This window comes from Rummeliibacillus sp. NPDC094406 (assembly GCF_044763875.1).
In the GTDB taxonomy this organism is placed as follows: Bacteria; Bacillota; Bacilli; order Bacillales_A; family Planococcaceae; genus Rummeliibacillus.
This window is the reverse complement of record NZ_JBIWGZ010000001.1, coordinates 161,126-174,234: the sequence shown is the minus strand read 5'-3', so window position 1 is coordinate 174,234 and position 13,109 is coordinate 161,126. Positions and strand designations below refer to the sequence as shown.

Here is a 13,109-nt window from a genome sequence, read left to right as displayed (position 1 = left end):
TTTTTCCTCCTATTTTATACACCGAAAATACCGAAAAATTCGAAGTGTACGGTTTCCTCAATTATTTCTTGTAATGATTTGTCAGCGAATGCGTGATTTTCGCTTCGTTCTGCAAACAGCCACCTAGATAGTACACCTTCCAACAAACTCATGATAAACACTGCTTGCATTTTAGGTTCAATTGGCCGACTAAGCATTCCTAATTCTTTTGCTCGTCCAATATTATTGGCAAAGGCTGCTTCCATATCAGCTTTAATTTCATCAACTTTTTGTTGCAACAAAGGCTGAGAGTGGATTCCTTTTATCAGTATGTGCATTAAATAGGAATTATCCTCGGCAAAACGAAAAATATGTACAAATAAATGATTTGAGGATACGACGGATTCTTGAATCGAAGCTTTAGATTCTCTATATCCTATCGCGATTGCCTCTAGTATACTTTCCCGCCCAGTTTCAAGCACCTTCAAAGCAATGGCTTCTTTACTTTTGAAATACCAGTAAAATGTGCCTTGCGAAACATTCGCGTGTGCTACAATATCCGAAATTTTCGTATTCTCATAACCAACAGTTGCGAATAATTCAAGTGCTATTTTAATCAATTGTTGCTCTCTTTCTTGTCTACGAACATCTGCTTGAACCATTCTATTCACCTCGACTGATCCATTAGTCAATTAAATCCTATAAGATTACTATATATTAGTCAATAGATTTGACTTAATTTTTTTTAGAAAAATAAATGAAATTTAATTCCTTCTCAAAATTAATTGGTTTATATATAAAATTTGCTGATTGACAATAAAGACTGAAATTTTTTGCTCATGATTCAATTTCGTAAATCTATTTTTGGTTTTTAAATTCGAACAATTCAACACATTAAATTTCAATAATTAGATTTGGATGTTCCGCTACAGACGGCGCTTTCCACGGGCTTGGCTTCAATCTCCTCGGGCCAACACGATGTTGGTCACGAAGCCGTTGCCACAGGACGTGGCGCTCTTAGGCTTTGTTCCTTAAAATCGTTCCTGCGGGGCTTTCAGCTCAAGCTTTTCCTGTAGGAGTCGCCGTCTTTCGCTCCACAATAACAAAGTTAGGTATTATTAAACATTGATAAATTTCATTGAAAATCTGCATTATGAAATTGATTTATATTATTTATTTTAAACAAAGACTAAATACAAACTAAACGTTTATCCACAGTCTATGATTCAGTGTGAAGACCGATTCTCTTCATGTTATCTAAAATAACATCTATAATTTTCACATGAACACAATACCTCGACCTGTAAAGCTAGCTAAGAATCTTTTTTCTGACACAATGCTATTAGACTTACCCCATTTCGATGGATCACGGAATGAAATCATAAATTCACCGTTTTCTTTATGTCTTCCGCATACAACGTTAAGATGACCTCCCTTTCGACCATCTTCCGGAAGTTGACCAGTGACAGATACAATTACAGGTCCATTATTTGTTAGTAACAATTCAAGTTCATCGCCATCTTTAATAGCCATTGGTTTTGCATGTAAGTCGAATTTTGCTGCAATATTTGCTAAGCCCTGATGAATCCATCCTTTTTCACAATATGCATTTAAATGAATTCCATCAGTAAGTAAGTCATAAGCTGTAGCTACTGGTATTTGGTAATGTCCCATTATCATACGAATACATGCTAAACCGCAAACACTCTCTCCCCAATAATCTGCACCTTTTCCTTCAATTAATGCATTTTCTGGCCATTCTCCTTCTTCAAAGTGTTGCCCAAAACGTGGCATATTCAGACAAAAGTTCAAAATGATTCTCTCCCTTCAATTAACAACTGATATCTATTTTCCTTAAAATATAAAAATTAGTTTATGTAACTATAATGATTATACATTTGAAATGACTTGACTTTTTATGCAAAAAAGGGAGCACATTTTTTCATGTGCTTCCCTTTTCTTTACTCGCGTTCAAGTGGACAATAACCACACGCACCGAGTCCTGGAATGTCTTTTGATAAACAACATGATTTTCGAATGGGCTGATTTATGAGTGAAGCGGGTGCTAACCCTTTTGTATACTCATAAAATAATGACTTATCACTAAAACGCGCCCATACTTCTTTTGATTCCAACATTTCTAAATCATCCATAGCACGGTCTGCAAGTAATGGGTTATCAAGCATTTTCGCATAAACGCCTATGATATGCACGAAGAAGTTATCCCAAATAACGCGTAGAGAAATTGATGTTGTATTACGCAAATCTTGTACGATCTGATAGCACTGTTTGTATAAAATCGTCGACATCACATTTTTACGTTCTGTATCGTCAACGTAGTTCCAGTCATTTGGATTAGCAAACATACAAACCGTATAGAGTCCGTTTTCTTTTGTTACATCAAATTGCAAATCACGATCATTGCCATCCCATATTTCATCGTAAGCTGTTAACATATAAAATTGCATTGCGATAAATTGTCCGTAGCGTTTTGAAAAATGCGAAATTGCTGCTGTTTTCGATGTCGCATTTGTAATACCTAGCATTAAATCCGCAAACTCATCTTCTTGGAAAAATTCTTTGCGCACACGCTCAAGTGTAAAAAGAGAGCGCTCTGGTATTGTCGTATATACATTATACGAATCAAGCATTAATATTTGATCCATTGTTAGCGCTGGCATTATATCACCTAATTACTTCATAATTTTTCTTCTCTATCATATTACAATTTTAGATTTTTAGCTAAAATGATACTTTAATCTTGGGATTTTATATAAGCACTATAGTAGATGATAGACTCAAAGTATTGCGATTTTTTCTTCGGTCTTTTTTTACAAATGAAAAAAGCCATGACCGCAAAACTGGACATGGCATTATTCGGATGTTCCATAGTTTATTAGAGTTAGTACGCCGCTCCAGATGGCGCTTTCCGCGGGCGAGCGTTGAGCCTCCTCGGAAGCCCGTACCGTGCTTCACTGCGGGGTCTCATCTGTCTCGCTTTCCCGCAGGACTATGAATGGACCTCTCTGAAATAACATCGCACGAAGGAAATGCGAATGCATTTTCGAGGACTCGCCATCTTCCACTTCATAGATAATATTCTAATTGATGGCATATAACAATGGCCATTTAATATTAGTGTTTTTTATTAAATCTTTGAATTATGAAAATGATTCACTTAGAAATTTAATATTGATATGTAGTAAAATCGAACCCTACTTATTTTGAAAACTTCTCTACACGTGCGTCCAATTTTTCTCTCCACACATCAGCTAATTCTGGTACATTTAGAATTTTTTTCATGGCTTCGACATCTTCTGTACGGTTAAAGTAAGTATCCATACAATATAGAACAGAGACTTCATGAGGATGTCTTTTCACTAAAGAAATATCTGAATCACTTCTTACAGTGCCTTCTTTAATTACTCTACATAAATAACCTACAAATCCAGTCTCTACAAGTCTCTTTAAAATAAGTGGATTATCAGCCCTCCTAGAAATGGTGCTACATGGAATTCTCCCTTGTGTGATCTGAATGACAGCATCTCCAACTTGAAAAATATCTCCAATACAAACATTTTCCTCTAACATATTGGAAACAGTTAAATTCTCGCCAAATGCAGCTGCATCCAATGGTTTTCCAAATTCTTTTTCCCATTTAGCATAATGTTCAAATGGATAAATACATACAGCTCTATCAAAGCCGCCATGATGTTTTAAGTCTGCCACACCATCCCCATGAAATCCATCTTTCGTCAGATATGCTTCATCAATTGATTGTTTACAAATCCCCGTATCCATTACCTGATCTTTTCCGTATCTCATTTCCTTAGGTAAACCTGTTGAAAAATTCACAATATTCACTTTGTTATGCACTTCCAACTGTTATGCCTCCTTTTGTAACAAATTTAATCAATATTTCCAACTATTAATGGTACCTAATTATACCATATCAACTATCCTTTTCGTTATGTTAATATAGTCAAACTCTACCTTTAATGTAGCGTGTTTTTGGTAACTTTCATATTGGTGTTTTGTGGAATCTCAGCTACTATTTCAACTTGCTTGCCTTTCATAAAGAAGGTATTTATCATCACGGTCTCTATGGAAACAGAGTCAGAATCCTTATTCGGCATCATCATTAAGACATCACTTTTGAAATTTGAAGACTCGATTTTTTGCTTTAATTAAAAGGAAGCCAAGAATATCGGTATATCCACATTCTTGGCTTCTTGTCTCAACGCTATTTTTTTAACATCACATTAATATAAGTACTTGCCCTATCACTATAGCTAGCAATATCTTCACTTTGTTCCTAACAACCTTATCCAAGTATATGGAGTTTTATCGATTATCTACTTTTTCTGGATAAAGATCATGATTCATCAAACGATGCTCCGCCATTTTTTCGTATTTTGTACCTGGACGTCCATAATTGCACCATGGATCAATTGACAAACCGCCTCGTGGTGTGAATTTACCCCATACTTCGATATAACGAGGTTCTAGCAGTTTTATCAAGTCTTTCATAATAATATTAACGCAGTCCTCATGGAAATCCCCATGATTTCGGAAACTAAATAAATACAATTTTAACGACTTACTTTCAACTAATTTTTTATCAGGAATGAAAGAAATATACATCGTTGCAAAGTCTGGTTGACCTGTCATTGGGCATAGACTTGTAAATTCTGGGCAATTGAATTTCACAAAGAAATCGTTCTCCGTGTGTAAATTATCAACTGCTTCAAGTACATCTGGATTGTATTCATATGAATATTTTGTATTTTGATTACCTAGTAGCGTTAAATCTTTTAATCCCTCTTCATTTGTTCTTCCTGACATCATGTTGCCTCCTATAAAAAAGCACATAACTAAAACTCCCCAAAACTTATATGAAAAACTCTATTACTTCTGCAATCAATCCAAATTGATAACTCTCAAGCAGCAAGCATCTGAGGCAAAATAAAAAAGCCATATCCGCAAAAAGTGGACATGGCATTATTCGCATGTTCCATAGTTTTTTAAAGAGGGTTTGCGCTATGAACCTCTTATCTTAATTTCATAAATATGATACTTAACAATTTAAAGTTAGTCAAGAAAAGATATTTTTTATTTAAGAATCAATTGATATCAATTATTTGATGAATAGTTTCTTAATATATTTCATATTTTTCTATATCTCTATTTATAGAAAGGAGTTTTTAGAATGACATTGAACCCAAAAGTAGAATTGATACTTCAACAATTAGAAGGCACACCATCTACACATCAATTAAGCCCCGTTGACGCGAGAACCGCTTTAGCAATTAAAGAATTAGCTGGTGAATCAGTCGAACTTGAAAGTGTTGTTAATCAAAACTTAGATACCAAAGTCGGGAAAGTTCCAGTTAGAATATATACTCCTGTAAAAAGTAAAGCTGCCTTGCCCGTATTTATTTATTATCACGGTGGAGGATGGGTAATTGGCGATTTAGATGCAGTAGATATTCCATGTCGTCAAGTTGCAAGCAAGTCTGGCTGTGTAGTTATTTCCGTTGATTATAGACTAGCACCTGAGCATAAATTCCCTGCAGCAATTGAAGATAGCTATGCGGTGGTTGAATGGGTTATCGAAAACGGTGCAGAATTAAATATTGACGTATCTAAGATTGCTGTTGGTGGCGACAGTGCGGGTGGTAATATTGCAGCAGTGGTTTCACAAATAGCAAGAGATAATCATGTTGATGCAATCGTTCAGCAAATTTTGTTATATCCAGTGACAGATTATAATTTAGATACAGAATCTTATGAAAATTTCAGCGAAGGCTATTTCCTAACAAAAGCCGATATGAAGTGGTTTTGGAATCACTATTTATACAGTGACGTGGATGGAAAAAATCCTAATGCATCACCTTTACAGGCTAAAAGTTTAAAAGATCTACCTCCAGCTTTAATCATCACAGCGGAATACGACCCATTAAGAGATGAAGGCGAGGCTTATGCAATACGATTAAAAGAAGCCAATGTTCCAGTACAGCTTAAAAGATATGATGGCACAATACATGGTTTCTTCTGGATGGCTGGATTCTTGGACGAAGGTGCTGATGCCATCGAACTTGTATCGAATACATTAATACAAGCGCTTAAAAATGAAGATAACTCGAAATTCTAGAAAAAGAAATCCGGATTGTACTAAAGATACAATTCGGATTTTTTTCGATTTATTAAATTGATAAATATTTAAGAATTCAAACTTATTAAAACTTCAACCATCTCAACTTTTTAAATTTGATATAAATGTAAGCTTAATCATCCTCTACCTCTAAAAGATAGATTCCCTCTGAAAAGCCCCCACGTTTTTCTTTTTTAGCCAGTCGTATTTGTTCTAATTCTTGGAAAGATACATTGTAAACATCCAGTGCTGTATGAACGAGCTCTAAAACATCTGCTAACTCTTCTATGGCATCTTTTTGTACTGTTGCTTCTTTAAATTCAAGAGCTTCTTCTTGCATCTTTAATTTAATTGCTCCTAAATGTTGTTCTGGTGCTAATATTCTTGTTGAAAATTTCTTTCCATTTTTCTCAATCACTTCGGGAATTAAATCACGGACTAATTTATTGTAAACTGGCATTTTTATCTCACCTTTTATATAAACTCTTCTTATTTCGTATTATCCTTTTATTCGAATAAATTTCATAAATCCATTTTTGTTTATAAAATACGAACATTTCAACACATTAGCTTTTTACTATTCAGTTTTGGATGTTCCGCTACAGTTGGCGCTTTCCACGTGCTTGGCTTTAATCTCCTTGTCACTCCGTTCATACGGGGCTTTCAGCTCAAGCTTTCCCGTAGATGTCGCCGTCTTTTGCTCCACAATGAACAAAATTGGTAATCATTATTTGTATATTTCATATGGATTTTGCATTATAAAATTGATTCATTCATTACATTTTCTGATAGCTGATAAACATTCAACATATCCACTGCAAATCGGCTGAACACCTCAGCGCCTCTCACCAATACTCGGTCATCGAAGTTGAATTCTGGATGATGCAAATCTAGATTTCCTGAATCTACTTTAGCTATACCTAAACGGAAATATAGAGCTGGGATTTGGTCTGCGTAATAGCCAAAGTCATCCCCTCCCATTGATGGTTCATTTAATAATTCAATTTCATTCTCTGACATAAACCTTCTTGCACTATTCTCTAATTGTTCTGCTAAGAAATGATCGTTGAATATATGTGGTGCACCAAATTTCATTTGATAATCAATTTGCACATTCCACATTTTAGCTAAGCTTTCGCAAATATTTTTTATTTCTGCATCTATTTTTTGTCTTAGCTCTTTCGAATAGCATCTCGAGGTCCCTGTCATTACTAGTTCATCTGCTACAACATTTGCAGCTTCCCCTGCGTGTATGGAACCAATATGAATTACATGTGGATCTAACGGATTGATTTTCTTAATATTTATGTGATTCAGATGCTGAATCAATTCAGTTCCAATTACAATGGCGTCAAGCGCTTGATGAGGACGAGCACTATGGCCACCCTTTCCTTTAATTTGAATGGTAAACGTATCACAAGCAGCTGTTGCATTCCCTTTTTTAATCCCAATATGACCAAAAGGAAGATGTGGCCATAAGTGAAGTCCAATAATTGATATTACATTGGGATTTTGTAATACACCTTCATTTACTAGTCTCAATGCAGCCCCGTCAGCCTCTTCACCAGGTTGAAATATACAACGAACCGTTCCTTTGATAAGTGATCGATTATTATGTAAAGTTTTAACCGCTCCTAGTAAAATAGCTGTATGACCGTCATGACCACATGCATGCATAACACCTTTGTTTTGAGATTGGTAATCGCTAACAAACTCCTCATTGATTGGCAAAGCATCTATATCCGCTCTTAAAGCAATGGTTTCTCCTTCAGTGTCACCGACGATATCTACGAATAACCCGGTGTTTGCAATTTCTTTATATGGAATACCCCAATTCGTTAATGTTTGTTTTATAAAAGCTGAAGTTTCAAATTCCTGAAAAGACAATTCAGGATTTCTGTGTAAATGACGTCTTATTTCAATTAAAGAATTTTCTAAAGATGGATCCATTTTAACCAAACTTCTTCACTCCCTTATAAATTTTTATTTCAAAAATTATATTATTTTCAATATCTTATACAATATGTTCTGTATTGCTTTTAAAATCCCTTTTGATTCTTGAAATTTCAACAAATTTATATACATATATCCACTTTTGGTTTTTAAATACGAGCATTTTAACACATTTACTTTTCACTATACAGATTTGGATGATCCTCTACAGACGGCGCTTTCCACGGGCTTTGCTTCAATCTCCTCGTCACTACGTAGAGGGAACTAATTAAGTGATTTTATACAAATATTAATAGTATTAATCTGTTTTCTGCATGATGTGGAATTAGCTTCGCTTTCCGCGGGCGAGCGTTTAGCCTCCTCGGAAGCTCGTACCGTGCTTCGCTGCGGGGGCTAACCTGTCTCGCTTTCCCGCAGGAGTCTTCGCTAATTCCACATCAACAAAGATAGCTAAATAAAGATTGTTATTATAAATTTCCAACTTTTTTAACTTTTTCAGTTCCTTCACTACGTTACCACGGGGATTTCAGCTCAAGTTTTTCCCTTAGGACTATGATTACACCTCACTGAATGAACATCGTACGAAGGAAATACTAATGCATTTTCAAGGCCTCACCGTCGAAAGCGTTGCAATATTGGATAACATTAAATGTTCGTATAATTTATATGAATTTTGCATTATGAAATTAATTTACATAACAAAAAGATCGCTCCACTTTATAGAACGATCTTTATTCTTTACTTTAATTCCAGTTGAATTTCTTCTTCATGTTTTCCCCAATTTACCCTTACTTTAAGAATTTCTTGATTTTTCATTAGTGCACCACCTATAGAGTTATCATTCATTTTATATTCTCTTCGAACGGTAGATGCATTTAAATCTTCATTCATTTTAAATTTAGATGAACCAGCTTCATAAGAAATGCGCAATTCGCCTGATGCAGCTAAATCCTTTAAATCACCTTTATAACTAATAATTAGTTGTCCTTTATCTTTACTGTGATATTTTAGACTTCCATAATTCTCATTCCAAATCTCTGATCCTGTATATTCGTATGTTGCTTTCCAATTTTTACTTTCACCGGCAAAATGTGATTTCTTTGCATTGGTATCGAATGTGTAGATAGAATGATCCGCATCCTCTGAGTTAACTACGAGTACGCCCTCCTCTGCGAACCTAGGATGTACAAGTCTAGCAGAAATTTTATCGAATACATGTGTGTCCTTTAATTTTGTATCTGAAATAGTATAGAGTTTTACAGTACTCTCTGTCCCTATTGCAATGTAATTTTGATAAACAGCAAAGGAATTACATTTTTCTGTTTTTATAGTCGTGACTTTACCTGTTTTTGGATTCATACGTTGTAGTTTATCATCTGCCAGATAATAGATTGCATCGTTTGCATAGGATAGATTGGTTATACTATCAGCTGATACGTTAAATTTTTTCATTTCATGAGTCGATAAATTATAAATATTTATCGCTGATTGATTTTCTTCTTTATTCGAAACTAGTAGATAATGAGCAGTTAACACTATATGACTACTAGTTTCTTTAAAATCAATTGGAATTTCTGTGATCTTTTTGTACTCAAGATTAACAATTCGGTAACTCCGCTTATCTGAAGAAAATGATGAATAAGCAATTTTGTCTCCAAAAATTTGAATATCATGGGCAACTTTCTCATTCAATGAATATTTTTTGTCAGTAAGACGACTTTGTACGTAAATCTTTTGATCAGTCGCATATACTAACCATTCTTCGTTAACTGCAACATCATTAATAGTATCTTTAATCGGCTTAATTAGTTGCTCTTCTTGTATCCAATCCAATTTATAGTTTAATATACTCTTACGATCTGAGCTTAGCATTATAAAAGAATGGTTTATATAGTCATATTGTGCGTGCATAAGGTCCGAATATTCATATGGCATGATTATTCTTTCAAACTTTTCATCTGCTTGTTTCTCATTTTGCATTGACTTTTGACTTAAAAACATAACCATAAGTAGACAACTCATTGCAGCAAGTACGACACCAACAACAGCGGGTTGCCATTTGCGGTTAGGCTTCTTTTGCCCAGCAAGGCGTGCTTCTGCTTCTTCAAGGATTGTCTGCTTTTTTTCTTGACTTAATGTTATATGTTTTGGGACTAAATGATCTAATATACTTTTCCAATTAGTTTTCATCAAGCATGCCCTCCTCAAATGTCGTTTTTGCTGAATGTCTTCCTCTTGCAAGTCTCGTTTTTACTGTGTTCACAGAGCATTCTAATATTTCGCTAATTTCTTGTATCGAAAAATCTTCCATATAATAGAGCCAGAGTACCTCTCTATATTTAGGTGATAATGCTGCAAGTAATGTATTTACTTCATCACTTGTTTCATTGTTAATAGCCACTTGTTCAGGATTATCTTTGGATACAAACCAATTCGAAATCGTTTCAGTCCATTCAAGCTTACGATGTGACCAACTTTTTAAATGATTGTGACAAAGATTGACCGTTATACGATATAGATATGTTTTAACACTCGATCTTGCTTCAAAATTTTCAAGGTGTATGTAATATTGTATAAATGCTTCTTGTACAAGGTCTTCAGCTTTTGCCTCATCCTTCACATAGGTATACGCAAGTCGAACAAGATACTTCCCATGCAAATCCATCGCCAGTTGTAATAGCCTATTGCGTTCTTCCTTTTCCATCAGCCCTACCTCCTTGGTACGTGTTAGACAACGCACTGTTATAAAAAGTTTCATTTTTGATAAAAAAAGTAAATCAATTTAAAAAGAATTTCCTAGTTTAGCATAACATTTTAATAGATAACAATTTTTTGAAAAAGACAAAAAAAAGAACGATGAAACTGAAATTCATCGTTCTCAAAAAATTAATGATTTATTTACAATTGGATTCTGTGACAATTTTTTCATTCCCTAGTGTTTGATCATTTACTTTTAAGGCATCTTTTATATTAATCATACGTGATAATTTGATCAATAGCGTCCGAGATTCTCTCCAAGTTAGGTAGCCATTCTTCTTCAACGGTTGTTACTGGATAAGGCGAATCAAATCCCGTTACTCTAATAATAGGAGCTACTAGAGAAAAAATCGCTCTTTCACTTATTAATGCTGCAATCTCAGCACCGACACCATTTGTTTTGACAGCTTCATGAACAATTACTAGCCTCTCTGTTTTTGTTACTGACTTAACAATTGTTTCTATATCTAATGGCGCAATAGTTCTTAAATCAATTAGCTCAATTGAAATACCTTTTTGTTTATAAATTTGGACGATTTTCTTTAGTAAAATAATTGGAGGACCCCAAGAAACAATTGTAATATCATTTCCCTCTTCTAATGTTGCTGCTTTTCCAATGGGAATAGTATATGGATGATCCGGTACCTCTTCTTTAAATGCACGATAAAGTTTCATTGGTTCTAAAAACAGTACAGGATCCTCATCCTCTATAGCAGCAAGTAAAAGCCCTTTTGCATCATAAGCATTGGAAGGCATTACTACTTTCAAGCCGGGGGTATGACTAAATAATGCTTCTAAACTATCTGAATGGAGTTCAGGAGCTCTAACTCCCCCTCCATATGGACTACGAATTACAAGCGGTGCATTAAATCTACCTGCTGATTTGAATCGTATCCTAGCCACTTGACTAGCAATTTGGTCCATTGCTTCATAGATAAACCCCATAAATTGTATCTCTGCTATTGGTTTTAATCCATTAATACTCATCCCAAAAGCTGTTCCAATTATTGCTGATTCTGCAAGTGGTGTATCAATTATTCTGTCCTTACCAAATTTATTAATAAGACCATCTGTAACTCTAAAAACCCCTCCATTTGTTCCAACATCTTCACCCAATAAAACTACACTTGGATCTTTCTCGAGGGCTAATTCAATTGTTTGATTAATAGCTTGAACCATTGTCATTTCAGTCATTTTGTAATCCCCCTTTTTTTCGAACAACATTCAATTTGTTCTTGTAATAATAAATGAGGATTTTTATAGGCATTGCCTAAGACAGTATCTAATGAATCCGGTACTGTATTATCAACGATATGAATCGCATTTTCAATTTCTTTCTTTGTTTGTTGTAGAATCTGATTATCCATTTCATCTGTCAACAATAATTGTTTCTTTAAATATTTTTGTAAGCGAAGAAGAGGATCTTTTGCTAACCATTTTTTTGTTTCTTCTTCTGTTCTATACTTTTTTGGTTCATCTGAAGTCGTGTGCGGTCCATGTCGGTATGTGACAGCTTCAATTAATGTTGGCCCTCGACCTTCCTGTGCCCGTTTAATAGCTTCTTTCATCACTTGATAAACAGCAATTACATCATTACCATCTACTTGGATTCCTGGAATATCGTACGCGATTGCTTTTTGTGCAATTGTTGCACTGGCCATCTGTTGATATACTGGAATACTAATTGCATATTGATTATTTTGACAGAAAAATATAACAGGAGATTTGAAAACGGATGCAAAGTTTAGTGCTTCATGAAAATCACCTTGTGATGTTGCACCATCCCCGAAATAACTTACAGTGACACTATCTTCTCCCTTAATCTTTGCTGCATGTGCAATTCCAGCTGCATGAAGTAATTGTGCTGCTATTATTACTTGTATAGGTAAGATTCGCGTATTTTCTGGCATTTTCCATCCTGATGCATATCCTTTAACATACATTAGAATTCTTTCGATTGACATACCACGAACTAGGCAAGCTGCTAAATCACGATAACTTGGGCAAATCCAATCTTTTTCGTTTAAGGCCATTGCACTTCCAATTTGTGCTGCTTCTTGCCCACTAAAAGGAGGATATGTGCAGATCCTCCCTTGTCTTTGCAGCCTTAATAGTTTTTCATCAAGTAGACGTGCTCGCTTCATCAAACGATACATTTCTAGTAATTCACGATCATTAACTTTAATTGATCTGCCGTTAATTATTTCACCATCTGGATTTAAAACGCTATATTGTTCTACTTTATGTGCTGTTTCATTCATAAAAA

The 13,109-nt window shown here is 34.8% G+C and carries 12 protein-coding genes; 1 reads left to right on the top strand and 11 read right to left on the bottom strand.

The window, feature by feature from the left end:
- Window positions 1-14: 14 nt before the first annotated feature.
- From ACIQ4I_RS00790 to queF, 5 genes are all read right to left on the bottom strand, one after another.
- A complete protein-coding gene (locus ACIQ4I_RS00790; RefSeq protein WP_403091917.1) occupies window positions 15-641 on the bottom strand; it encodes a TetR/AcrR family transcriptional regulator in 627 nt (208 codons plus the stop codon).
- Between the two features lie 616 nt (window positions 642-1,257).
- Complete coding sequence (locus tag ACIQ4I_RS00785) at window positions 1,258-1,791, bottom strand: C39 family peptidase (RefSeq protein WP_403091915.1); 534 nt, start codon at window positions 1,789-1,791, stop codon at window positions 1,258-1,260.
- Between the two features lie 149 nt (window positions 1,792-1,940).
- Entirely contained in the window at window positions 1,941-2,660 is a 720-nt protein-coding gene (locus ACIQ4I_RS00780) for a Fe-S oxidoreductase (RefSeq protein WP_403091913.1), read from the bottom strand.
- Window positions 2,661-3,198: 538 nt separating this feature from the next.
- A complete protein-coding gene (locus tag ACIQ4I_RS00775) occupies window positions 3,199-3,804 on the bottom strand; it encodes an MOSC domain-containing protein (RefSeq protein WP_403093321.1) in 606 nt (201 codons plus the stop codon).
- 519 nt (window positions 3,805-4,323) lie between these two features.
- Window positions 4,324-4,824, bottom strand: a complete 501-nt coding sequence (queF, locus tag ACIQ4I_RS00770) for a preQ(1) synthase (RefSeq protein ID WP_403091912.1) — start codon at window positions 4,822-4,824, stop codon at window positions 4,324-4,326.
- 364 nt (window positions 4,825-5,188) lie between these two features.
- Here queF and ACIQ4I_RS00765 point away from each other — a divergent pair, with 364 nt between their 5' ends.
- Complete coding sequence (locus ACIQ4I_RS00765) at window positions 5,189-6,133, top strand: alpha/beta hydrolase (protein WP_403091910.1); 945 nt, start codon at window positions 5,189-5,191, stop codon at window positions 6,131-6,133.
- A 133-nt stretch (window positions 6,134-6,266) separates the two neighbouring features.
- Here the strand turns inward: ACIQ4I_RS00765 and ACIQ4I_RS00760 are convergent, their stop codons facing one another.
- From ACIQ4I_RS00760 to pdhA, 6 genes are all read right to left on the bottom strand, one after another.
- The gene (locus ACIQ4I_RS00760; RefSeq protein WP_403091909.1) at window positions 6,267-6,593 is read right to left on the bottom strand and encodes a pyrophosphohydrolase domain-containing protein; all 327 of its coding nucleotides are present in this window, start codon (window positions 6,591-6,593) and stop codon (window positions 6,267-6,269) included.
- A gap of 296 nt (window positions 6,594-6,889) precedes the next feature.
- Entirely contained in the window at window positions 6,890-8,083 is a 1,194-nt protein-coding gene (locus tag ACIQ4I_RS00755) for a M20 metallopeptidase family protein (protein WP_403093318.1), read from the bottom strand.
- A 741-nt stretch (window positions 8,084-8,824) separates the two neighbouring features.
- Entirely contained in the window at window positions 8,825-10,276 is a 1,452-nt protein-coding gene (locus tag ACIQ4I_RS00750; RefSeq protein WP_403091907.1) for a DUF5050 domain-containing protein, read from the bottom strand.
- On the bottom strand, window positions 10,266-10,790 hold the full coding sequence (locus tag ACIQ4I_RS00745) for a sigma-70 family RNA polymerase sigma factor (protein WP_403091905.1): 525 nt from the start codon (window positions 10,788-10,790) through the stop codon (window positions 10,266-10,268). Before ACIQ4I_RS00745 ends, ACIQ4I_RS00750 begins: the two co-directional genes overlap by 11 nt.
- A 266-nt stretch (window positions 10,791-11,056) precedes the next feature.
- Window positions 11,057-12,037: an alpha-ketoacid dehydrogenase subunit beta gene (locus ACIQ4I_RS00740; protein ID WP_403091903.1), complete on the bottom strand. Its 981-nt coding sequence runs from the start codon at window positions 12,035-12,037 to the stop codon at window positions 11,057-11,059.
- Window positions 12,034-13,104: a pyruvate dehydrogenase (acetyl-transferring) E1 component subunit alpha gene (gene pdhA / locus ACIQ4I_RS00735; protein WP_403091901.1), complete on the bottom strand. Its 1,071-nt coding sequence runs from the start codon at window positions 13,102-13,104 to the stop codon at window positions 12,034-12,036. Before pdhA ends, ACIQ4I_RS00740 begins: the two co-directional genes overlap by 4 nt.
- Window positions 13,105-13,109: the final 5 nt, after the last annotated feature.